Source organism: Bacillus cereus group sp. Bc031 (assembly GCF_027716265.1).
Lineage (GTDB): Bacteria > Bacillota > Bacilli > Bacillales > Bacillaceae_G > Bacillus_A > Bacillus_A paranthracis.
Genome location: NZ_JAQFUL010000030.1, coordinates 1 through 21,760 on the forward strand (window position 1 = coordinate 1; position 21,760 = coordinate 21,760).

Sequence of the window (21,760 nt, forward strand, 5' to 3'; positions counted from 1 at the left end):
GTTTCGAAACGATTATCTGTTATTTTTGGGGAATTTAAAACCGTTGTTATTGGGTATTTTACAATCGTTGATTACAGCTTCCTCTAAAAAATTTGTATTTTTACTAAACGAATAATAATTTAATGATTCACAATCTTCTTTTTTTGGCTCACAATCCTCTTTTTTTGGCTCACAATCCTCTTTTTTTGGTTCACAATCCTCTTTTTTTGGTTCACAATCCTCTTTTTTTGGTTCACAATCCTCTTTTTTTAGCTTAGGAGCTCGTTTTTTCGGCTCACAATCCCGATTTAATGGATCTCGGTTTTTCTTTCTTCTACAAACTTCACATTCACACATAAAATCACCCCTTTTAGTCTTAAAAGTTAGCAATATTAAAATATTGACTAACTATTAGCATTTTATGTATTTTTTAAAGATTTGTTTGGACAAGTAACTTAATCTTTTATTTTACTTCTACTTCTTTTTCTAATAAAAGAAAGCTGCCTTCAAATAAGAAGACAGCTTTCTTTGCGACTACTCTGGAATAGATTTCATACAATATAATTGTTCCTTTCTTATAACCTGAACTCGTCACTTTAGTTATAAAAATGTGAGTATATCCTATAACCTTTTTTAGGGATCATCCATAATTTATTTCATAAAAAGTGCTTTATTTTACTGAAAGGTGGTTGCGGAAACAACCGCCTTTTTATTCGGAACAAAATACAAAATAAAACTTTTATATAAAAGGCCCATAATTAAATACACTTAACTTCATATGATATATTGCATCCTTTCATTTTAGAATGAGTAGTCGTTACTGAAGGGCACTTTTCGAAGTGCTCTTATTTTTAAATCCCTTTTCTTTTTCAGGAGGTTTTTTTTGCTAAATCCTAATACGATTTTTATCACTCAGGCTGGGGATTATTATATTTCCTTACTAGTTCCAATAATATAGTAGCTACACCAATTAAAATAAGCCTATAAACTCTATACGCTTAAATAATAATGCGTTACCAAACACAAGAACTAGTTTTACACTAAATTCACAAGGTTCTTATCCTCTTTTAGTTGAAATTATCATTTCAATACCAGCAAATCTACAACTTCAACTAATAAATTTTGCAAATGTGCTATATCAAGGTTCTTTTGATATAGCATCTTATGTTTTATATAATAAAGATAGTGCTAGTATTCCGAAGGAGGATGTCTATGAGTATCCAAATGGCTACATCTAATGATTTAGAATGGATTAATAATCAATACGACTCAATAGGATTTGTACGAAGTGATTTAAAAAGAGACAAAGTTGCAATTATTACATACAACAATGAGTATGCAGGTGTTGGACGATTAGTCCAAATAGATGAAGATACTTTAGAAATGGGTGGAATTTATATTCTTCCTCAATTTAGAGAGCTACAATTAGCTGGGGATCTTGTTTCATTTTTAGTAGAAACTGCGAAGAAATTACAAGTTCCAAATGTATATTGTCTTCCTTTTGAGGAATTAAAAAACTTTTATAAGAAATATGGCTATACTGAGGTCGATACTCCGAAAGAAGTTGTTCATCCAATTATTCTAGAAAAATATAATTGGTGTTTGGATCATTATGAAAAGCATGTTTTATTATTTAAGTTGTAAAAGTACCTAAAGTGAGTATATATAAATATTAATTATACTTTTCCGCATAGATAATAACCCTAATTTATTTGGTCAACATCAGCTTCTACAAGATATACTATTACTTCTTACGCTGTCTTTTTTCTTAACCTTACTTTTGTATAAATGATTAGTTTGTTTAAAATTACCTTAAATCGTATTCAAATAAACTAATCGAAAGGCCAATTCCTATATAATACAATTAAGTAATTAAAAGGAGCGTTATTTATGATAGATGTAATAAGACTCGTTATCTTTACTGTAGTTGCAATTGGTGCCATTATTAACATATACATAGAATTTAAAAAACCTAAAAAAAGTATATTCTCAATCGTTTTTTTATCAGTACTCTTAATTGGATCCTCAGGGTTAATTAAAAATATTTTATCTCAACTTTTATAGAAGATTGTTTAAAAATCAATCTCCCGTCAATAATGTAAATAACATGATTGTATCTCTCCATTCCCCCTTTGGAGAGGAGCAGTTAGCTTTGGCTAACTGCTCTTTTATTTGAACTATTATCCACAAAATAAGTATCATACGCCTTATCAAAAACATATCCTAGTTTTTCAGCTAGTTTTGCAGATGTAGTATTCGCTGCATCCCAGTTTGGATATATCCCTTTTTCTAAACAGTCCAAGATTAGTGCTGCACTAACTATAGTCGCCAATCCTTTTCTTCTATAATTGTGATCAGTCGCAACTTCAATTTTAACCCCTTTATCATAAATACTATACGATAACAGTTATTAGACTCATGAATGATTTGCAATCTACAAAGATAACCCCATTGTCCTCTTGCACGAATGATATGATACGATACCTTTCATCTCATTAAATGCAATAAGATATTACAATTTCATGCTGACTCACAATCCATTACACTCCATCCCTATACTATATGTTTTTATCTAATACATATAGTATAGGGATGAAATATGAGAAGAGCTTAGACAGTATACTTTTAACCTAGGCATATAGTTACTTATTCATTAAACAAATCATGAAATTACGTCTATAATGGGTAAAAACACTTAAATTTCCCTATAAATACATATAACAATTTCATCTTTCATGAAAAAAACGTTATAATGAAGTGTAGCCTCTACGATTACGTTATAAAGGAGATTAAAACAATGGCTAAAATTAAAGTATACCAAGCAAAAGAAGAAAATATGGAAGCAGTAAAAAACATCATTGATGTTGAAGAACAAAATCCAACTGCTGAAAACTTACAAAATCTATACGCATGTGTATTAGATACTGAAGATATGGCATTGCCTGAATCATACATTGAAGAAGATATCTTAATTGATTCTATTGAAGTTATGGTTAACGCTTCTCAAAGCAAAATAAGAGACTTAGGTGCTTACGATGTAATCGAAGTTCAAAACAAAGGTAAGAAAACACAAATTTTATTATTAGCAGACGAAGAATACGAAATCATCGAAGGCTAATCTAAATCCGTACATACGAAAAAGCTCCTTTCCAATTGGAAGGGAGCTTTTTCATTACGCTTTTGATGTTTCGCTCTTTTTATTCTTTTGTTGTTTTTTAATTACCATGCGCTCATTTCCCATAAAGAAAATAAATATGAATGCTAAACCAGCTGGTACCAATGCCCACATAAATGTTTGGACAATTGAGCTAGAAAGAGCATCAATAATTTTATCTAATATTTGCGGTGGAATTTGAGATCTTGCCGATTCTGATAAAATAGCTCTTGAATCTCCTAAAGCGTTTGTATTCATTCCCCCGTTCATACCTTTAAATGCTTCTTCTAATTGATCTTGAAAACCTGTTCTTTGGATCATTCCGAAGATTGTAATACCAAGCGTCATGCCTAATGAACGAATGAAGTTACTCGTTGAAGTCGCAGACCCTCGCTGTTCCATACCAAAGTTGTGGATAGCCGCCATACTTAGTACAGAGAATGAGAAACCAACTCCAAATCCAATAATAATCATATACACTGTTAATAATACACGACTTGTTTCTGGCGTTAATGTGCTTAATAAAAATAGTCCAATTAGCATAATAACAGCAGAAATAATCATAATGTTTCGATAGCTAAGCTTCGTCGTTAAAAACCCACCTAATTGCGCTGTTACAACTGATCCTAACATCATCGGTAATAGTAATAACCCTGAGTTTGTTGCGGTACCTCCGTATACACCTTGAATGAATAACGGAATGTATACAGTTGCTGACATAAACGCAGCACCATAACATAAAGCAATAATGGTACTCATTCCGAATAAGCGCTGCTTAAACATCTCAAATGATATGATTGGCTCTTCTACTTTTCGTTCAATAAAAATAAATGCAATAATTAAAATAGCGAATCCACCAAATAAACTTAAAATAAAGCTAGAATCCCAATCATATTTTTGTCCGCCAAGTTCAAGTGCAAACATTAAAGAAACTACTGCACCAACTAAAGTAATTGCGCCAAACCAATCAATTTTTTGTTTTCTATGAACTCGTGATTCTTTATAAAAGAATGTAATAAAAATAAGTGCTAAAATACCAAGCGGTAAGTTAATGTAAAATACCCAGTGCCAACTAATATAATCTGTAATATATGCGCCAAGTAATGGCCCGAAAATACTTGACAATCCAAATACTGCTCCGAATAAACCACCCATTTTCCCGCGCTTTTCAGGAGGGAAAATATCAAACACGATAGTAAATGCAATCGGTACTAATGCCCCGCCGCCAATACCTTGAATCGCACGATAAATGCCTAACTGTGTAATGTTTTCAGCAGTACCACAAAGTGCCGAACCAATCATAAAGACGATTAAACCAAAAATAAAGAATCTCTTTCTACCATACATATCTGATAGTTTACCGAATATCGGCATACCTGCCATTTCTGCGACCATATAGGCAGAAACGACCCATACAAAGTTTTCAAGACCTCCTAAGTCACCAACGATCGTTCCCATCGCTGTTACGACAATGGTATTATCCATTGATGCCATTAAAATACCTAGCAATAAGCCCGCCACAATAAAGCCGAGCTTATTATTCTTCTCAACCATAACCTTGCTCTCCCTCATACTACTTATATTTGTTTATGTTCTTTTACGACTGTATTACCCTTTTGATTAAAACTAGTATGATATTCTACAACACTAATTTCACACCCAGGGCCAATTGTAACGTTGTTTCCTCTCACTATGTCAGCAATCGTATGTTCTAAATAAATATCATCTCCTTCAACAATTGAAGTTTGAAGGTTTCCAACATGACTAATAAAAGGAAGAAATCTCGCTTTTTTACGAATCGTAATTTTTTTACCACCAATTTCTCTTACCTTACTTCCTTCATAACGAAGTGAGATTTGAATATTTTCACCATTAAGTAATCCATCACTTTCAAGACCACCAGTTAATGATAAATCTTCTACTTCAATATTTCCCCTCACATTTAAAGCACCTTTTACATCGACAAAATCACCTGAAAACTTCCCAGCAATATCTATCATACCTCTAACTTTTGTTTTTTCAATATGTGCATCACCATGCATTTTTGTATTACCATATACTTTTACATATTCTGCATCTACAGTTCCTTGTACTTCACTATCTCCATACACAACATAATTTTTTACTTTCATATTCCCCGTACATCACTCGTGCCGTACGTTTTAAATTCATTACAGCTCATATCATTAGAAATCGTTCCTTCACCGCGAATCTTCACTTTATTATAATCTCCGCCTGCTGAATTACCGGAACCATTTACTGTGAGACTATGTGGATGTTCCATATTACTTTCTCCTTCCCATTAAACCTGCTTAATTTCTTTTACATTTGCGCTTTTATCAACAGTAAGAACACCTGTATATTCAATGAGTTCAATCTCACAGTTCGGTCCTACTGTAATATTGTTTCCTCTTACCGTTCTTATGTGAGCATAATCAATATCAATATTGTCACCTTCTAATAGTTCAGCTTCTAATTGCAAGCCAAATACTGTTTTAAATAGCCTACTTAATGTACCTGATCTATGTCTTACTTTAATCGTTTGACCACCAATTTCTTTCGCGCGACATGTACCGTGAATATTAATATTTATTTCATCAGCGCTTAATAATCCGCCAATTGTAAATTGTCCTTCTGAAGAAAAAGTATCCACTTCACAATTACCGTCAATTGTTGCTTGACCATTGACTTTAAATTCTTCACCTGTGACATTTCCGCCTATCGTACCTTTTCCTGCAATTTTCAAACTGTTTGCCTTTACATTTTGCGTAATTGTAGCTTTTCCATCAATTCGCATCGTTTCAGCATGAACTGTGCCATCAACTTTACCAGATCCGCTAATTCGTGCTCTGCTACTTTTCAAATCGCCAGTAACTGCACCGTAACCGTTACATTCAAATTGCTCACATTCAACATTTCCATTCACAGTTCCTTTTCCGTTTAATTGCACTTTATGAAACTCGCCGCCATTCGATGAACCGTAACCATTTATAATCAAATTATCTGTACGCATACTTTCTCCTCCACTACAACAATTTAGTTTTTAATGCTTCGGTATATTTCATAATCGCTTCGCGTAAAACGATTTTGGTGCCTTTTTCAAAAATTAAGTCATCCACGTTTGAAACTAAGAAACATGTAGAAATCCCTAACTTTCGGACAATGATTAAGTCACACGTTTTATGTTTCATTGCTTCATAATTTTCACTTAAAACTTGCAAGACCATTTTTCCTTCTTCTAAACTAATCTCTCCCGATTGTAGTAATTCTTCTAACATGTACACATAAAGAATATCTACAAATTGAAACTCTGCTGTTTTATTCGTTTGTTCTATGAAAAATTGTAAAACTGGTTCTGATGCAATCCCTTTACGTAAAACGTCTTCCTTTGTTAAAAGAATTTCTCTCACACTCGGTGAGAACATATTCGCTAGTTCATCAAGTGATAGATCCTCTTTCATCGTTTGGATTTTATCAATTCGCTCTAAAATCTTTTCTTTCGGAAAAAATGTCTCCTGACCCGTGAATGTAGACTTTCGTACAAACCAATCTTCCGGTATTAAATTTTTTCTTTTCCACCTATATAACTGTCCGTATGAAATACCAGTAAGTTCTAATAAATCTTTTTTTGAAATTAAATCTGTACTCAACTGTATAACACTCCTTCCTGATAACAATGTAACATAACACTGTTACGTTGTAAATGGACTTTTATCACAAGTAGCGTAACAATGTGTAAAACAATCCTATTTTACATACAAAAAGGCTCTTATACATCTCATAAAAAATGCATAAGAACCTTTATCTATCAAGGTTTAAACCATATTCTATAAAAATCAATCCACCCTTGTGAATTAATCATTATATTTTGGACTTTTTCATGAGAAGTTACTTGTTGTTTGTTGCGATATAAAGGAATAACATGAATTTGACGTAACAATGTGTCCTCAATATCGCGTAACAGTGTAACTCTTTCCTCTACTTGTTCTTGTTTAAAATAAGGGGACAATAATTTATGAAAATCCACGCTGCTTTGCCCATGAATAAAACTGTTTTTTGTAAGAAACATATATAATAAACTATCTTCTATTCGTTCGCTAATTGTTGCGCTATCATGCATCATATCAGCCTTTTGTATCGTACTAATTTCTAAAAGATCTTCTATTTCAAGAAAATTGGTTTCTACACGAATCCCGTACTTCGCACACTCTTTTTGTATCCATTGTGCATCTTCAACGTGATCTCGTCCTGTAAATGTGTATAGTTGTAGCACTTCACTATGATACGTACTCCTTTTAATTAAACTTTGGATATCTTCGTCAATATCTACTATACTTTCATTTGCTAATATTAGTTTCTTTGCCACTTCTCCACGTTCTCCGCCGAGTTCTTGAACGATTTTATCACCATGAATAATTTTGTATAGCGCTTTTCGAAACAGCTCATCTTGCATTGGCCCTTTTTTTACAAGATTACACGTTACATATGTCACATTCGATTCAAGCCGTGAAAGTTCTTTATTAAGATTTTCTTTATCTTTATACTGTGCCTTTACTAATACGTCATATGTATTTACATTTTGCTCTACATTCAATAGTTCAATTCGGTCAAGAAAAGGTCTTTCACGATAATATAAATCATGTACTTCTAATGCAAATAAATGTGTATTCTTCTCTTGTAATATAAAAGGTCCTGTACCTATGAAGTTTCCCGCTTCATCTTCCTTTACGATAGAACATTGTTCTGCACTTAGCATATGTAAAAACATCCTATTTTCCGTATGTAATTGAATTTCAACAACAAATTCATCCACTGCACGGAAACTTTCAACATGTTGTAACATCCATGCATGTGGGTTGTTTTCAGCTTTCATAAATCGTTTTAATGAATGTATGACATGATGTGCAGTAAGTCGTTTCCCTTTATGAAGACGAACGCCTTTTCGTAAATAAAAAGTCCATACCTTTTCAGCATCATCATATTCCCATTGAAAAGCAAGCCTTGGTTCTATAGAGTTTGTTTCCTCATTTACATATACAAGTGTATCAAAAATATGTTTAACCATATGACATTCCGATCGCATCGTAGCGTAAACCGGATCTAAAGCGATATCTAGATTCATTTGTACTTGCAAACGAAGGACATCTCTTCTCCCTTCAGATGTCATTTCTATTTTATGACCAAATATTGAATCAATCCATGACTGATATTCACTCTGTACGGATGAAAATAGCGAGCTATAGCGTTCCACAAATTCGATTCCGCTCCTCACATCCCCTTTTTTCGTTATTTCTTTTCCCTTATCTAAAATTAATGACTTCGGATGCTTTCGAAATATTACTTTAGAACGCCTCCCTCTCCCTCGTCCTGGAAACCAAGCAATCCAATTTAACTCATCTAATTTTTTTATAATCAATTTACTATTACGTTCTGTACAAAATAATGTTTCGGATATATTTTGGACTGTTATTTCTAATTGTTCTCCTTCTTTTTTCCCTTTCCCATAGGCAACCCATAGTTCAATGTATTGATCTAAAATAAACATCATATTCCCCCTAAAAGGTGAAAAATACTCCCTATTCTTTTTACCCTTTTTCCATTTCTCCTTTCATCTTATCATTTCAATATAGAAAGGAGGAAATAATATTGAATCATCTCTTATTACGTTACAATAAACCAATCATCATTAGACTGTGCGGTGAATTATTAACTCGAACAACAGAATCCATGTTAGCTATCATTATGATTATTTACGTTAATAAGATGCTAAACGGCAATATTATGATGACTATGCTTATTTTCGGGTTACAACCGCTTTCGGACATTATATTTACACTTATTGCTGGAAGAGTGACTGATAAATATGGGCGAAAGAAAATTATGTTACTCGGCTTACTGCTGCAAGGCGTTGCAATCGGCAGCTTCATCTTTGCTCAATCCGTTTTTATATTTGCTTTGTTATATGTCATAAATGGGGTTGGCCGTTCCTTATATATTCCTGCTCAACGTGCACAAATAGCTGATTTAACAAAACAAAATCAGCAAGCAGAAATCTTCTCTCTTCTGCAAACGATGGGAGCAATAGGTACCCTAATCGGCCCTTTAATTGGTACTATTTTTTATAAGACTCACCCTGAATATGTATTTACAGTACAAAGCATTGCACTTATAGTATATGCAGTCGTTGTTTGGACGCAGCTTCCAGAAACCGCTCCGGCAATGACAACACCAACGCAAAAATTTGAAGTAACATCTCCAAAACAATTTGTACACAAACATTACGCAGTATTTGGACTTATGATTTCTACACTTCCTATTAGCTTTTTTTATGCACAAACTGAGACGAATTATCTTATTTTCGCGAAACATAATTTTCCGGATTTCGAACTCACACTCGTTTTTATTTCAACATGCAAAGCTATTATGGAAATCTTTCTGCAAGTTTTCCTCGTGAAATGGTCTGAAAGATTTTCTATGGCGAAAATTATTCTTATTTCTTACACATGCTATACAATAGCTGCAATTGGCTACGGGCTTTCAGCAACAATCGCGTCACTATTTTTTACATTACTCTTTTTAGTCATTGGTGGAAGCATCGCTTTAAACCATTTACTTCGATTTGTTTCAGAAATCGCCCCTACAGATAAACGTGGATTGTATTTTTCAATTTACGGGTTACATTGGGATATATCCCGAACGTGCGGTCCTGTACTTGGTGCCGTTTTATTAAGTAAACTAAACGGTAGCATGCTATTTTATATTTGTGCTTGTTTCTTAATAATTGGGGGCATTATTCAAGCTCTTTTTGTTCAAAATTTAGAGCGTAATAAAATAAAAAAAGACATTTCGGAGCATACTCCCCATGTTTTATAGGCTGCATTCCCCACCCTTTTAACAGTAAAAAGAAGGATGTCACAAAAGTCTCGATGACCTTTGTGACATCCTTTCTTTATTACCCTGCCATTTTATTAATACTATCCTCAGGCGAAAATACCGAAATATGATTTACCTTACCAGTCGATTTTGGAATAATGAATTTTAACTCAAACTGATTGTTTACTTTATATACATATATTTTATCTTCCCCATTTACTTTAACTGCAGCTGGTTTTCCTAAAGCTTTCTCTATTTCTTGAAATGTAATTGATTTTAGTTCTGCATGATAGGAGCGTACATCAAAAACTTGTGATCCTTATTAAAACCGAAGGAAACATTTTTATTTGTAAAGGTAGCGTACATTCCGTTTCCTGCTTGTTCTGTTTTATCTGCTTTCCCCCACGCTTTTTCTATTTCTTCAATATCTCCTGTATGAGCTGCGAACGGAACATTAGGTACTTTTCCTTCTTTCGCTAGTTCAAATAATTCTTTAACGTGGTTAATTGATTTTTGATTGATTACTGTATCTTTCGTGCTTGGATCTATCTTTGGTTTTGTTGACCCTTCCTTATTTGATTTTTCATCAGGCTCTTTCTTTTCTTCAGAAGTATTATTCTGTTCATTTTTACTATTTTCCGTTGTTGGATCTGTTTCCTTTTTTTCGTCCGTTCCTTTACATGCTACTAATGCAAAAATACATGTAAAAGCGAGAAATAACATACCTATCTTTACATACACTCTCATACATTTCAGCCCCCTATCATAATCTGATTCATTTCGATAACCAATCCATTACACCTCTTTTCAAATTGTGTTTGTTCCAAAAAGTAAATACTTCACTCTCGCCCAATGCTTGTGCAACATATTCTACAAAAGCTGTTCCTAAAAAATAACCGAGTCGGTTGTATCCAAAATATTGTCCGCCAGATAACCGAAACCACTCTTTCTCTTTTTCAAACGTCCATCCTTCTATATAATCTTTCAAAAAACGTTTCTTTATTTGTTCTTCATTGTCTATATAATATTGTAACCAACGTTCACCATCATCGTCATATGAGTAATACACGGATTCATTTAAACCTTTCACAATTTGCTTTGATACGTATGTTGCAACACCTTCACGATACAAATTAACTGCCGCATCGGTCCACTCAGCTTTCTCCCAATCCATTCCATTATTTTGTAACATAACATTATGATATATATGCCCTATTTCGTGAGCGACAATAACACGAAGGTGATTTAAATTTGGAGATAATTTTTCTGCGGCAAAAAACATATCTCCAATAATCTCTCTTTCTACAAATGCATTTGATCCAAATCCTCCAACAAATAAATGAAATTTCATTTTTACATCAAAGTTAAATTTATTATGATATGCATTTGTTACCTCTTGGATAATGATTGGTAATGTTTTAGTAATGATACGAATGTCTTCTATTTTTGCGGGATATTGTTTTATGGCATTAGAAAGACGTTCATTCGTATTAGGACAATGATACTTAAAGTATTCTTCAAATATCTCTGGATGCGAAGTGAAGTATTGATTGAGGACTGCTAATTCTACGTCGGTGCTTTCCCATAATTTTAAAAAACTTGGAATTGTATTGTTTATCATTTTTCCATCTCCTTATATATCCCTTCTCGCCATTTACACTGCACTCCTTCCTTAAATAGAAAAAAGCTGCCCAAAAAGGACAGCTTTACATATGTATTTTTACACTTCGATTGACTTACCATCTTCAACAATATGGTAAAGTAAGTGAGCTAAATGATGAATTGGACCATATTCTTCCTCTTCCTCATCCGTTTCGCCTTGGAATTCAAGATCATTTAAGTATAGTGCTAAAAATTGATAGTATAATTTTAAGTCAAATCCGTAACACGCAGTTGGCTCTTCATGATCTCCTTCATATTGTAGCATTAAGTATTGATCATTTCCTTCTGCATCTTCTGCGTCAAAGAATACGAAGAATCCAACGTTTGTATCTAAATCAAATAGATGACGAGTACCTTTTTCTGTCGCTTTATTGAAGTCCTCTTCACTTAATTTATGTACTGTTGTCGCTTTAGCATTATCTTCTTGATGAAAATTTACTGTAAATGTTTTCAATGCTGACACCTCCTGATTGTATAATACTAGCATAACATATAAAAAGGACTGCTTACAAATGTAAACAGTCCTTACATTCATTTTCGCATTGCTCGCAATAAGAAACTTACGATGAAGATTAAAATAATCGCACCAATTAAAGCTGGAATAATTGCATATCCGCCGATTACTGGGCCGAAACTACCAAGTAATTTCCCACCAATCCAAGAACCAATAATACCAGCAATAATATTACCAATTACACCGCCTGGTACATCCCTACCAGTAATTAAGCTAGCAAGCCACCCTAATATACCACCAACGATTAAAGACCAAATCATATGATAACCTCCTTTATATTTCACCAATCAAAATATAATTAGAAACAATTGCTTACCATTAGTTATGTTACATTTTTCATAAGTTATTCATGGAGCATAACTGTATTTTTTTGTAAAAATAATACATGTTAATTAACTTTTTAGACTAACGATTTATGCAGCTTGAGATATTACACTTATTATGGACAATCGGGCTTCAATATTGTCCGCATAAACTCTTCTTTAAATGCAGGATAATTAAAACCAACCGCAATTCTTTGTATCGGCCGATCATCAAACCTCGTCGGCTCAGCTATTTTTCTAAAGTCAGCCACACTTTGTCCTCTTGTTACGTCATTTGTCGTACTAATCCAAACTGCAGATTTTTTATATTCAAAAATATCATCATTTATAAATGAAATGAACGGAAGCAAATCGTGAATCGGACTTCCAGCAATACCCGGGTATTCTTTTTTATAAAAGTTCTCATAATAAAAATCAATCATTGGTTTAATAAGCTTTGCCTGCCCTGTTCCTTCTTTATTAATAATATCCACCATTTCAGGCGTAATTAGGGCCTGTTGCGTTACATTTAATGGATAAATAGTCGCATTCTTTGCGTACTTCATTACAATATTTGCAGCAATTGGATCTCCATAAAAATTTGCCTCCGATACAGGAGTAACGTTACCAGGAAATAAAAACGCACCGCCCATAATATAATACGAACATATTTTATCCATTACATTTGGATATAATAAAAATAATGTTGCCAATGTTGTTAATCGTCCTGTCGCTACGATAATAATATCTTCTGGACAAGGCTCAATTAATTTAATTAATTCACAAAAATTTTCCCGTTTACAAATCCTCATTTCAGGTGGAATAATGGGACCTAGGCCGTGCTCTCCATGAATTTCAGGAAAAAACAAAGGTTCTTCAGCTGTCATCGGTCTTGCTGCACCCTCAATGATTTTTACTTCTGTAGCATAGTATCTTTCTAAAAAATACACATTTTCTGTTACGATTTCTCGCGATACATTCCCATATTCAGCAACAATACCTAAAATATCTAATTTACATGTTTTATTTGCATAAATTAACGCCACAGCATCATCAATACCAAAGTCTCCAAAAAAGATGATTTTCTTATTAACTATACTCACCCCTCTTCAGCATTATCTACTATTATTAGTATGTAAAAAAGACAAGGCTGTGAAACGGTGCAAACTAAAAAAGCCGCCTATTTATTGGCGACTTCAATCTTTTTATAAGATAAATATGCTAGCACATTTTTACTTGAATCATACTTTGGATTATTTCCTTTTCTTGGTTCTCTCGTATGTGTTTTTTCAAATCCAGGAATATCCGGCATTTTCTCCATAAATTCAAGCATTTCTTCTTCAGTTCCTTCAATACGTACGCGAATCATTATTACATTTCCTCAATTCTCATTTTCTCTGTTACTAAGTATAACGTACTTTGGAAAGACTGCAAGAAATTTATCTTTTTAATGTTAAACTTTTTCTACATACAAACAATGCCATTTCAGTATAAAACGATATAATTTTATTATTTTCATATTGAATGTTAAAGAATTCTTGCATTTCAACTGATGTTTTCATCATACATTCTGTTAACTTCACCCGCTTCTGCAAAGGTACATTCATCATATCGCACCACCAGTCAAAATCAAATTTCTTGTCAAAAGTAAGACATGACTGCATTTGCAAACCATTTTTCTCTAATAAGGTAATCCATTCTGTTTTTTTCAAAGCCCGTTCATGACTCGGATCCCGCTTTTTTTCTATAAAATTATAAAATGTATCGTATTCATTATTTTCCGGTGAAACATTATCTATTAAAATAAACAATCCATTATCTTCTAACGTACGATTTACTTCATAAATAAACTGAGCTGGATTCGTAAAGTGATGTGCTGCAATTCGGCACGTAATTGTATCAAAAGAACTATCAGAAAACGGTAAACTCTCAGCGTTTCCAGCAACAAAAGACACATTTTCATGGCCGTTACTTATAATAAATTTTTTTGCATTCTCTAACATTTTTTCTGTTAAGTCTAAAGCAACTACTTCGTTAAACAATGGCGCTAATACATTTGCAACATGTCCTCCGCCAGTAGCAATATCAAGAAGACGATTATTATGACGAGACTCAACTTGTTGAACTACATATTGTAAATACGGTCCTTTAGCATGAATTTTACTTTTTACATACTTCTCCGCATTATTACCAAACTGTTGTTTCACAAGCTCTTCTTTACTCATTTTATCATCTTCTTTCTATTGTTATTTACATATAGAATTCATATAATAATTAAAGTTCTCTTTATGTATTTTCAAATCCTCTTTTCAGCTCACTTCTTATCATGCTGTCCTATCATCAACATAAAATCGATTTTCCGTTTACATATAAAACAAAAAAGGCTACGGGAACTTGTCCCCTAACCTGACCAAATATCAATTACATTTTTACTTTTTCATATACATCTATATAATATAAATCCTCTTTCAACTTCATAATAACGTCTACTTCGTTATAAGTAGCCTCACGAGCATGTAAACCAAATTGATCCATACCAATCCATATCCATCCAGGTGTATGATAGAGAACATCTATGTTAAAATACTCTAATTTAGTAAGCTCCGATTTAATAAATTTATCTTTATTAGCAATTTGTTTATCTATTAAACCATATTCTTTTCCATTTTCCAATAGCGATATAATTTTTCCTACAATCGGGTGTTCACGAACAATAAAGTGATATTCCTTTTCCTCCACATTCGCCACAATTAAACGAAAATCAGATAAATCAGCCTCTAAATTCGACATCTTTATTTATTCACCTCCTTTATGAGTTTCATAAACATAATAACAAATGAATATTCAAATAATATTAATATAATGTAAAAAATAAAAAAGCTGACTTCCCTTTAGAAATCAGCCTTTATAGTTTAATCATCTGTATACTTTTACAAACTATTATAATGTTTCTTTTTCCTCATCCTTTCCAGAAACTAAATTCCCAATAGCATCTGCTGTTACTTCCACCACAAATTCACAAATTCCTGCTACAACTTCTCCAATCACTTCATCCATCATTTTTACCCCCTTATTTTATGTAACTTATTTGTAGTATAGAAGAGATTGGTTATTTTTAACTATCGGAAAACGTGACAACAACATTACAGTTTTGTAAGCTTTTTAATTTGTTTCGCTTCTATACTTTGAAACTTCAAGTATGATTCACAAGCATATGGGTCATCATAATATTAAGTAAATACTAATTTTGCTAGAGGAGGCGTGTAAAATTTACTACGTAAAATTAATTAAAGGTCAATCCTTCTATGCTTTTAATCATCGTTTCTTAATGTCTGAAGAAGAAGAGGTTTCCGAGAAAGTTTATAATTACTTACGTCGTAATGAATTTTTCGAAGTACGCAAAGAAGAATTTTCGGCCTAAGTACAAAAGCACCAAGAAAACCATCACTGTATTGTGATATTTTCTTGATGCTTTTTTGTGAATTACTCCTTTTCAACAATTAATGTCGACTCTATTATTTGTCCAAGCTATTTCATTGCTATTTTCATATTTTAGTATAAGAGGAGGTGACGAATATGACTCATATCATTGATTACCAAGCTACTCAACCTATAAGTAAAACGGGTGAAACCACTTTTGCAATTCCAGCTTCTCCAAATAAAGCAATTCTAGCAAATTTGAAAGTAAGAATTTCAAGTAGAAATTCACGTAATAATCGTGTAGAGTTAATCGCTACAATTGGTATAGAAGGTATATCTGGGACTTCACAAGTTTTATTCCGAATTTTCCGTGATAACTTTGAAATTTTCAATGCACAAGCAGGTATTGAATCTACAGATTCTGAGCAATTCTACACTCAAACATTTCAAGCTATAGATCAAAATGTTAGCAGTGGAACACACCAATATTCATTAACTGTAGAAAACCTTACTAGTGGTGCAAGCGCAGAAGTTGTTGGTCCTCTATCTTTTAGCGCTTTAGCTATTGGACAAGAGCGTAAATGCTGCTAAGTGAATCTAATGTTTAATTTTGCAATTGAGAAAAGCGAGACATAGTTATATGTTCTTGCTTTTTTATTTTTTTAATATTTATCCCTACTATTCATTATGTTTTAATCATTTAGTATTTACATTTTGATTTGCTTATTTTATCAATTAACGAATCGATTTTTTGACAAATCAAAAAAATTGAAATCCACTCATGAAACACGTAATATAGACTCTGACTCTAAAAAGTTCGTTAAAAATAATACATAAAATAAGGAGGTTTTATATACGAGTTTTTCATTTTAAAAGACGGAGAGGTTTTAATATTATGTGGCGTAATAAAAATGTTTGGATTGTTTTAATTGGGGAGTTTATTGCTGGTTTAGGGTTATGGCTTGGAATTCTTGGCAACCTGGAATTTATGCAAAAATATGTCCCTTCTGATTTCATGAAATCAGTTATATTGTTTATCGGACTATTAGCAGGTGTTCTAGTGGGACCTATGGCTGGTCGTATCATCGATCAATATGAAAAGAAAAAAGTCCTTCTTTATGCTGGTTTTGGTCGTGTTATTAGTGTTATTTTTATGTTTTTCGCTATCCAATTTGAAAGTATCGCCTTTATGATTGCATTTATGGTTGCGCTTCAAATTTCAGCAGCATTTTATTTCCCTGCATTACAATCTGTAATTCCACTCATCGTACGTGAGCATGAGTTATTACAAATGAACGGTGTACATATGAATGTAGGTACAATCGCTCGTATTGCAGGTACTTCACTAGGTGGAATTCTTTTAGTTGTAATGAGTTTACAATATATGTACGCCTTCTCAATGGCAGCATATGCTTTATTATTCCTCTCAACTTTCTTCCTACAATTCGAAGATAAGAAATCAACAACACCAAGTAAACAAGCTGCAAAAGATAATAGCTTTATGGAAGTATTTCGTATTTTAAGAGGAATTCCGATTGCTTTCACAGCACTTATATTAAGTATTATCCCTCTATTATTTATAGCTGGATTTAACTTAATGGTAATTAATATTAGCGAAATGCAACATGATCCAACGATTAAAGGCTTTATATATACGATTGAAGGTATCGCATTTATGTTAGGTGCCTTCGTTATTAAACGTTTATCTGATCATTTCAAACCTGAAAAGTTACTATATTTCTTCGCTGTTTGTACCGCTTTTGCACATCTATCATTGTTCTTTAGCGATATAAAATGGATGTCTCTTACATCATTTGGATTGTTTGGTTTTAGTGTTGGCTGTTTCTTCCCTATTATGTCGACAATTTTCCAAACGAAAGTGGAAAAGAGCTATCACGGCCGACTCTTCTCATTCCGTAATATGTTTGAAAGAGTGATGTTCCAAATTGTCTTACTTGGCACAGGCTTCTTCTTAGATACGATTGGATTGCAATATATGGTTCTTATTTTCGGTGTTATTTCATTATTCATTATCTTCATATCGCTATCTAAACAGAAACAGTATGAAAAACAACCTTCGCAATCTGCGAATTTATAACATAATTAAAGAAGCATGGATTTAGTAGTATTAAACTAATCCATGCTTCTTTGTTTTATATAATCTTATTTATTACGTTTATTGAAATTATTAAAAGGAGTAAACACTCTTACCTTCGAATACATTATATAAACTATTATCTACAACAAGGCGGTGTAGGAATGTCTGATGGTATGCAATTATTTATTATCTTTATTTTTGTAATAGTTATGTTTAGCATCCTAAACTTTTTAGCCATTTCCCTTTCTCAGCATAACTTTAAAAGAAGAATTGTCGCAGATTTTTTATTTTCACTACTGACTCCTCTTGTCTTTTTGACTACCACAGCATTCGCTTCTATATTTGATAAAGCTGAATTTGTCGCAGGTACATTAGCCTTTATTGTTGCAATTGTATATATTTTAAATGGAATTGTGATCCTACTTTCCTCTTTATTCTTCCTCAAAAGAAACATCACATAAACTATTGTACTCGGCATGAATCTGACTTTACACTAGATTCATGCTTTTTCAATCCCCCCCTAAATTTTTATATGAAATTAAATAATTCTTTATAAAAATTTAAACTTTATTTATTACAATGTTCGTATCGTATTCGCACGTTTATTGAAAATGCAAAGAAAGGAGTACAAAATGAAAAAGATTCTATTACTTATTCCATTATTCATTATACTACTCAGTGGATGTAGCAATAATGACATATACGGCACTTGGGAAGTCGTTGACAACAAAAACGGTCTTTGTCCTATATCGTATAAATTTGAAACAGTTGTAAAAGAAGAAAAGAAAGAAAAAATCATTCAATATTTAGTAGAGATGCAAACAACGAAGAAAAAAGAAGATTTATACAAAGGCTCATTTGTTAAGGATTCTAATGTATATCACATTGATTATGGTAACTCATTTACATCAGATCAAACTTTAAAAGTTGTCGATGGCAAATTAAACGTATACTTTTATGCAGTGGAAAAATTATGTACATATAAAAAGAAATAATTACACTTCATATCAAACGCAGAAAATGTTTTCTGCGTTATTTTGTATTCCATCTCTTTATCCTCCCTCTAAATTTGTCAATCATTTTAATTTTCACAAAAAAGTGATAAAATGTAAGCATGTGTTTTCAGAATAATTAAAAACGCAGGAAGAAAACACTGTTTTTTAGGAGGGGTTTTGATGACTTACACGTTAGCAACTAGAATGAAAGCATTCCAATCTTCTATATTTAGTGAATTAGGGGCCTATAAAAAAGAAAAAATTGCAGCAGGTCACAAAATGATCGATTTAAGTATCGGGAATCCTGATATGCCACCTGCTGATTTCGTAAGAGAAGAAATGGTACATACAGCAAATCAAAAAGAAAGCTATGGATACACATTAAGTGGTATTCAAGAATTTCACGAAGCTGTAACTGAATATTACAACAACACTCATAATGTTATATTAAATGCCGATAAAGAAGTTTTATTATTAATGGGGTCACAGGACGGACTCGTTCATTTACCTATGGTTTATGCGAATCCGGGAGATATTATATTAGTTCCTGATCCAGGATATACAGCTTATGAAACAGGAATTCAAATGGCTGGAGCAACATCTTACTACATGCCTTTAAAAAAAGAAAATGATTTCTTACCTAACTTAGAGCTAATTCCTGAAGAAATTGCAGATAAAGCGAAGATGATGATTTTAAACTTCCCAGGGAATCCGGTTCCAGCAATGGCTCATGAAGATTTCTTTAAAGAAGTAATCGCATTTGCGAAAAAGCATAACATTATTGTTGTCCATGATTTTGCTTATGCTGAATTTTATTTTGATGGTAATAAACCAATTAGCTTCCTTTCTGTGCCTGGTGCTAAAGAAGTTGGCGTAGAAATTAACTCTTTGTCAAAAAGTTATAGTTTAGCAGGTAGCCGTATTGGTTATATGATTGGTAATGAAGAAATTGTCGGGGCACTTACACAATTTAAATCTAATACAGATTACGGAGTATTTTTACCAATTCAAAAAGCGGCATGTGCTGCACTAAGAAATGGTGCTGCTTTTTGTGAGAAAAACCGTGGTATTTATCAAGAACGTAGAGATACTTTAGTCGATGGGTTCCGAACATTTGGCTGGCATGTTGAAAAACCAGCTGGCAGTATGTTCGTCTGGGCCGAAATTCCGAACGGCTGGACTTCTATAGATTTCGCATATGCATTAATGGATCGTGCGAATGTCGTTGTTACGCCAGGTCATGCATTTGGACCTCACGGAGAAGGCTTTGTACGCATTGCACTCGTTCAAGATAAAGCAGTGTTACAACAAGTTGTTGAAAACATTAGAAATAGTGGCATTTTTTCTCTTGAAAAAGCAGAAGAATTAGTTAAAAATTAATGATAACTCCCCTGCTTAACTATAAGCAGGGGAGTTATTCATTGGAGGTACTTAAATGCATATTAAAGACACTCTTCCTCATCGTTATCCATTTTTAATGATTGATAAAGTAACAAATGTAAAACAAGGTGAATCCGTTACAGGATATAAACTCATTACAAATAACGAATGGTTTATAAATGATAGTCAAAAACATATGCCTCATATGTTAATTGTAGAAGCACTTGCTCAGCTTAGTGCATTTGTACATACAAGTGATTCTAACGGACTAGGCTTCCTTTCCTCGTTAGATGGGGTTACATTCCATGAAAAAGCATATCCCGGTGATAAACTTAATTTGCATTATGAGTTAACTCGCAATCGCCGAGGTTTTCTACTAGGTAAAAGTACCGCCACTGTTAATAATCAACCGATTGTAACGATAGAAAAGCTATTAATATATCAATCAGAATAAAAATCATGTAATTCAACGGGGGTGTCTATCTCCTAAAAATTCGTTTCATCAACATGAACAGAGTAAATAAATCACTTGGTTAGGAGCAGACAAATGGAAAGTACTATTGGTATCGATGCTGGAGGCACATTAACGAAAATTGCTTATTTGGATGAACAAAGGCAATTAGCTTTTGAAAAATTTTATTCAAATGAACAAGATAAAATAATAGATTGGCTTAAGAAAAACACTGGTAAAAAGCAAATATGTATTACAGGTGGTAAAGCGAAAGAATTACAGCAACTACTTTCAAACTCATATAAAATAGTAGAACTAAATGAATTTGAAGCTACTCTTATAGGCGTCCGATACATTTTAAAAGAAGAGAAGTATGATATAAACAACTTTATTTTAACAAATATCGGTACAGGTACTTCTATTCATTACGTTTATAATGACCAATATATTCGAGCTGGCGGAACTGGTGTTGGCGGTGGTACTATCATGGGACTTTCAAAATTATTAACAAATCTAGATCATTTTGAAGATGTGATCCCTTTAACAAAAGTAGGAACTAGAAAAAAACTAGATATTACGGTTGGAGATATTTATGGTGGTATTCTCTCCCCTATTGATAATAGTTTAACTGCAAGCAATTTTGGCAAAGCCGCTACTATAGAATCAAATTATAATAGCTCAGATATACTTGCTACTGTACAAGGACTTGTCGGTGAAGTCGTTACTGCATTAAGCCTTCAATTCGCCGAAACAAAAAACATTGACCATATTATTTATATTGGTTCAACTCTATGTAATAACATACATCTTCAAAATATTATTAGTAGCTACACAAAGTACCAAAATAAAACACCCATCTTTTTACGAGATGGTGGTAATAGCGGTGCGATTGGTGCTTTACTTTATGCTACGAATAAAAAAAGCTGACTTTT

Annotated in this window: 22 protein-coding genes and 4 pseudogenes; 11 read left to right on the forward strand and 15 right to left on the reverse strand. The window is 32.9% G+C overall.

All coding sequences use genetic code 11. The features are described 5' to 3' along the window. Nucleotides 1–63 precede the first annotated feature (63 nt). Nucleotides 64–336 (reverse strand): annotated as a pseudogene (locus PDQ33_RS13455) (spore coat protein); the annotation flags it as partial. 855 nt (nt 337–1,191) lie between these two features. Here PDQ33_RS13455 and PDQ33_RS13460 point away from each other — a divergent pair. Then, a complete protein-coding gene (locus PDQ33_RS13460; RefSeq protein ID WP_061130278.1) occupies nt 1,192–1,623 on the forward strand; it encodes a GNAT family N-acetyltransferase in 432 nt (143 codons plus the stop codon). 502 nt (nt 1,624–2,125) lie between these two features. On the opposite strand, the pseudogene PDQ33_RS13465 reads toward PDQ33_RS13460, so the two are convergent. Beyond that, nucleotides 2,126–2,380: pseudogene (locus tag PDQ33_RS13465) on the reverse strand (GNAT family N-acetyltransferase); the annotation flags it as partial. Nucleotides 2,381–2,776: 396 nt separating this feature from the next. Here PDQ33_RS13465 and PDQ33_RS13470 point away from each other — a divergent pair. Beyond that, the gene (locus PDQ33_RS13470; protein ID WP_001062732.1) at nt 2,777–3,097 is read left to right on the forward strand and encodes a hypothetical protein; all 321 of its coding nucleotides are present in this window, start codon (nt 2,777–2,779) and stop codon (nt 3,095–3,097) included. 54 nt (nt 3,098–3,151) lie between these two features. Here PDQ33_RS13470 and PDQ33_RS13475 read toward each other — a convergent pair whose 3' ends face one another. From PDQ33_RS13475 to PDQ33_RS13495, 5 genes and pseudogenes are all read right to left on the reverse strand, one after another. Next, nucleotides 3,152–4,687 (reverse strand): MDR family MFS transporter, encoded by a 1,536-nt coding sequence (locus PDQ33_RS13475; protein ID WP_000229602.1) that lies wholly within the window; start codon nt 4,685–4,687, stop codon nt 3,152–3,154. A gap of 23 nt (nt 4,688–4,710) precedes the next feature. After that, nucleotides 4,711–5,417: pseudogene (locus PDQ33_RS13480) on the reverse strand (cytoplasmic protein). A gap of 18 nt (nt 5,418–5,435) precedes the next feature. After that, nucleotides 5,436–6,146 (reverse strand): bactofilin family protein, encoded by a 711-nt coding sequence (locus PDQ33_RS13485; RefSeq protein ID WP_001258379.1) that lies wholly within the window; start codon nt 6,144–6,146, stop codon nt 5,436–5,438. A gap of 13 nt (nt 6,147–6,159) precedes the next feature. Beyond that, the gene (locus PDQ33_RS13490) at nt 6,160–6,783 is read right to left on the reverse strand and encodes a YhbD family protein (RefSeq protein ID WP_000102254.1); all 624 of its coding nucleotides are present in this window, start codon (nt 6,781–6,783) and stop codon (nt 6,160–6,162) included. A gap of 158 nt (nt 6,784–6,941) precedes the next feature. Beyond that, nucleotides 6,942–8,678 carry an SgrR family transcriptional regulator gene (locus tag PDQ33_RS13495; RefSeq protein ID WP_270755918.1) on the reverse strand — a complete coding sequence of 579 codons (1,737 nt, stop codon included), beginning with the start codon at nt 8,676–8,678 and terminating at the stop codon, nt 6,942–6,944. 101 nt (nt 8,679–8,779) lie between these two features. Here PDQ33_RS13495 and PDQ33_RS13500 point away from each other — a divergent pair, with 101 nt between their 5' ends. Further along, a complete protein-coding gene (locus PDQ33_RS13500) occupies nt 8,780–10,006 on the forward strand; it encodes an MDR family MFS transporter (protein WP_001016135.1) in 1,227 nt (408 codons plus the stop codon). 79 nt (nt 10,007–10,085) lie between these two features. Here PDQ33_RS13500 and PDQ33_RS13505 read toward each other — a convergent pair. The 8 genes and pseudogenes from PDQ33_RS13505 to PDQ33_RS13540 form a co-directional block, all read right to left on the reverse strand. After that, a pseudogene (locus PDQ33_RS13505) lies at nt 10,086–10,753 on the reverse strand (YjgB family protein). Between the two features lie 28 nt (nt 10,754–10,781). Then, the gene (locus PDQ33_RS13510) at nt 10,782–11,627 is read right to left on the reverse strand and encodes an aminopeptidase (protein WP_048557953.1); all 846 of its coding nucleotides are present in this window, start codon (nt 11,625–11,627) and stop codon (nt 10,782–10,784) included. Between the two features lie 99 nt (nt 11,628–11,726). Next, the gene (locus PDQ33_RS13515) at nt 11,727–12,122 is read right to left on the reverse strand and encodes a hypothetical protein (protein ID WP_000847587.1); all 396 of its coding nucleotides are present in this window, start codon (nt 12,120–12,122) and stop codon (nt 11,727–11,729) included. 77 nt (nt 12,123–12,199) lie between these two features. Continuing rightward, complete coding sequence (locus tag PDQ33_RS13520) at nt 12,200–12,442, reverse strand: GlsB/YeaQ/YmgE family stress response membrane protein (RefSeq protein WP_000638307.1); 243 nt, start codon at nt 12,440–12,442, stop codon at nt 12,200–12,202. A 179-nt stretch (nt 12,443–12,621) separates the two neighbouring features. Continuing rightward, on the reverse strand, nt 12,622–13,587 hold the full coding sequence (locus PDQ33_RS13525; protein ID WP_000029504.1) for a nucleoside hydrolase: 966 nt from the start codon (nt 13,585–13,587) through the stop codon (nt 12,622–12,624). A gap of 77 nt (nt 13,588–13,664) precedes the next feature. Next, nucleotides 13,665–13,853 carry a YvzF family protein gene (locus PDQ33_RS13530; protein WP_000621882.1) on the reverse strand — a complete coding sequence of 63 codons (189 nt, stop codon included), beginning with the start codon at nt 13,851–13,853 and terminating at the stop codon, nt 13,665–13,667. 70 nt (nt 13,854–13,923) lie between these two features. Beyond that, entirely contained in the window at nt 13,924–14,709 is a 786-nt protein-coding gene (locus tag PDQ33_RS13535; protein WP_270755917.1) for a class I SAM-dependent methyltransferase, read from the reverse strand. Between the two features lie 196 nt (nt 14,710–14,905). Beyond that, nucleotides 14,906–15,274, reverse strand: coding sequence for a hypothetical protein (locus PDQ33_RS13540; RefSeq protein ID WP_000067092.1), 369 nt, complete (start codon nt 15,272–15,274; stop codon nt 14,906–14,908). Between the two features lie 478 nt (nt 15,275–15,752). On the opposite strand from PDQ33_RS13540, the gene PDQ33_RS13545 reads away from it, so the two are divergent. From PDQ33_RS13545 to coaW, 8 genes are all read left to right on the forward strand, one after another. After that, nucleotides 15,753–15,905 carry a YqbF domain-containing protein gene (locus PDQ33_RS13545; protein ID WP_071729165.1) on the forward strand — a complete coding sequence of 51 codons (153 nt, stop codon included), beginning with the start codon at nt 15,753–15,755 and terminating at the stop codon, nt 15,903–15,905. 155 nt (nt 15,906–16,060) lie between these two features. Beyond that, a complete protein-coding gene (gene exsC, locus PDQ33_RS13550) occupies nt 16,061–16,495 on the forward strand; it encodes an exosporium protein ExsC (protein ID WP_000148803.1) in 435 nt (144 codons plus the stop codon). Between the two features lie 304 nt (nt 16,496–16,799). Beyond that, nucleotides 16,800–18,002 (forward strand): MFS transporter, encoded by a 1,203-nt coding sequence (locus PDQ33_RS13555; protein ID WP_000269250.1) that lies wholly within the window; start codon nt 16,800–16,802, stop codon nt 18,000–18,002. Between the two features lie 161 nt (nt 18,003–18,163). Continuing rightward, entirely contained in the window at nt 18,164–18,463 is a 300-nt protein-coding gene (locus PDQ33_RS13560; RefSeq protein ID WP_270755914.1) for a hypothetical protein, read from the forward strand. A gap of 171 nt (nt 18,464–18,634) precedes the next feature. Continuing rightward, complete coding sequence (locus PDQ33_RS13565; RefSeq protein ID WP_046199223.1) at nt 18,635–18,997, forward strand: lipoprotein; 363 nt, start codon at nt 18,635–18,637, stop codon at nt 18,995–18,997. A 180-nt stretch (nt 18,998–19,177) separates the two neighbouring features. Continuing rightward, nucleotides 19,178–20,377 carry an LL-diaminopimelate aminotransferase gene (locus PDQ33_RS13570; protein WP_061130996.1) on the forward strand — a complete coding sequence of 400 codons (1,200 nt, stop codon included), beginning with the start codon at nt 19,178–19,180 and terminating at the stop codon, nt 20,375–20,377. A 55-nt stretch (nt 20,378–20,432) separates the two neighbouring features. Further along, the gene (locus PDQ33_RS13575) at nt 20,433–20,831 is read left to right on the forward strand and encodes a 3-hydroxyacyl-ACP dehydratase FabZ family protein (RefSeq protein ID WP_270755913.1); all 399 of its coding nucleotides are present in this window, start codon (nt 20,433–20,435) and stop codon (nt 20,829–20,831) included. A 93-nt stretch (nt 20,832–20,924) separates the two neighbouring features. After that, on the forward strand, nt 20,925–21,755 hold the full coding sequence (gene coaW / locus PDQ33_RS13580) for a type II pantothenate kinase (RefSeq protein WP_061130995.1): 831 nt from the start codon (nt 20,925–20,927) through the stop codon (nt 21,753–21,755). The last annotated feature ends 5 nt before the right edge of the window (nt 21,756–21,760 follow it).

Bases quoted from the DNA above. Each gene is read 5' to 3' on its own strand.
- PDQ33_RS13460 (WP_061130278.1), top strand. From the start codon at position 1,192: ATGAGTATCCAAATGGCTACATCTAATGATTTAGAATGGATTAATAAT.
- PDQ33_RS13470 (WP_001062732.1), top strand. From the start codon at position 2,777: ATGGCTAAAATTAAAGTATACCAAGCAAAAGAAGAAAATATGGAAGCA.
- PDQ33_RS13475 (WP_000229602.1), bottom strand. From the start codon at position 4,687: ATGGTTGAGAAGAATAATAAGCTCGGCTTTATTGTGGCGGGCTTATTG.
- PDQ33_RS13485 (WP_001258379.1), bottom strand. From the start codon at position 6,146: ATGCGTACAGATAATTTGATTATAAATGGTTACGGTTCATCGAATGGC.
- PDQ33_RS13495 (WP_270755918.1), bottom strand. From the start codon at position 8,678: ATGTTTATTTTAGATCAATACATTGAACTATGGGTTGCCTATGGGAAA.
- PDQ33_RS13510 (WP_048557953.1), bottom strand. From the start codon at position 11,627: ATGATAAACAATACAATTCCAAGTTTTTTAAAATTATGGGAAAGCACC.
- PDQ33_RS13520 (WP_000638307.1), bottom strand. From the start codon at position 12,442: ATGATTTGGTCTTTAATCGTTGGTGGTATATTAGGGTGGCTTGCTAGC.
- PDQ33_RS13530 (WP_000621882.1), bottom strand. From the start codon at position 13,853: ATGATTCGCGTACGTATTGAAGGAACTGAAGAAGAAATGCTTGAATTT.
- PDQ33_RS13535 (WP_270755917.1), bottom strand. From the start codon at position 14,709: ATGAGTAAAGAAGAGCTTGTGAAACAACAGTTTGGTAATAATGCGGAG.
- PDQ33_RS13540 (WP_000067092.1), bottom strand. From the start codon at position 15,274: ATGTCGAATTTAGAGGCTGATTTATCTGATTTTCGTTTAATTGTGGCG.
- exsC (WP_000148803.1), top strand. From the start codon at position 16,061: ATGACTCATATCATTGATTACCAAGCTACTCAACCTATAAGTAAAACG.
- PDQ33_RS13555 (WP_000269250.1), top strand. From the start codon at position 16,800: ATGTGGCGTAATAAAAATGTTTGGATTGTTTTAATTGGGGAGTTTATT.
- PDQ33_RS13560 (WP_270755914.1), top strand. From the start codon at position 18,164: ATGTCTGATGGTATGCAATTATTTATTATCTTTATTTTTGTAATAGTT.
- PDQ33_RS13565 (WP_046199223.1), top strand. From the start codon at position 18,635: ATGAAAAAGATTCTATTACTTATTCCATTATTCATTATACTACTCAGT.
- PDQ33_RS13570 (WP_061130996.1), top strand. From the start codon at position 19,178: ATGACTTACACGTTAGCAACTAGAATGAAAGCATTCCAATCTTCTATA.
- PDQ33_RS13575 (WP_270755913.1), top strand. From the start codon at position 20,433: ATGCATATTAAAGACACTCTTCCTCATCGTTATCCATTTTTAATGATT.
- coaW (WP_061130995.1), top strand. From the start codon at position 20,925: ATGGAAAGTACTATTGGTATCGATGCTGGAGGCACATTAACGAAAATT.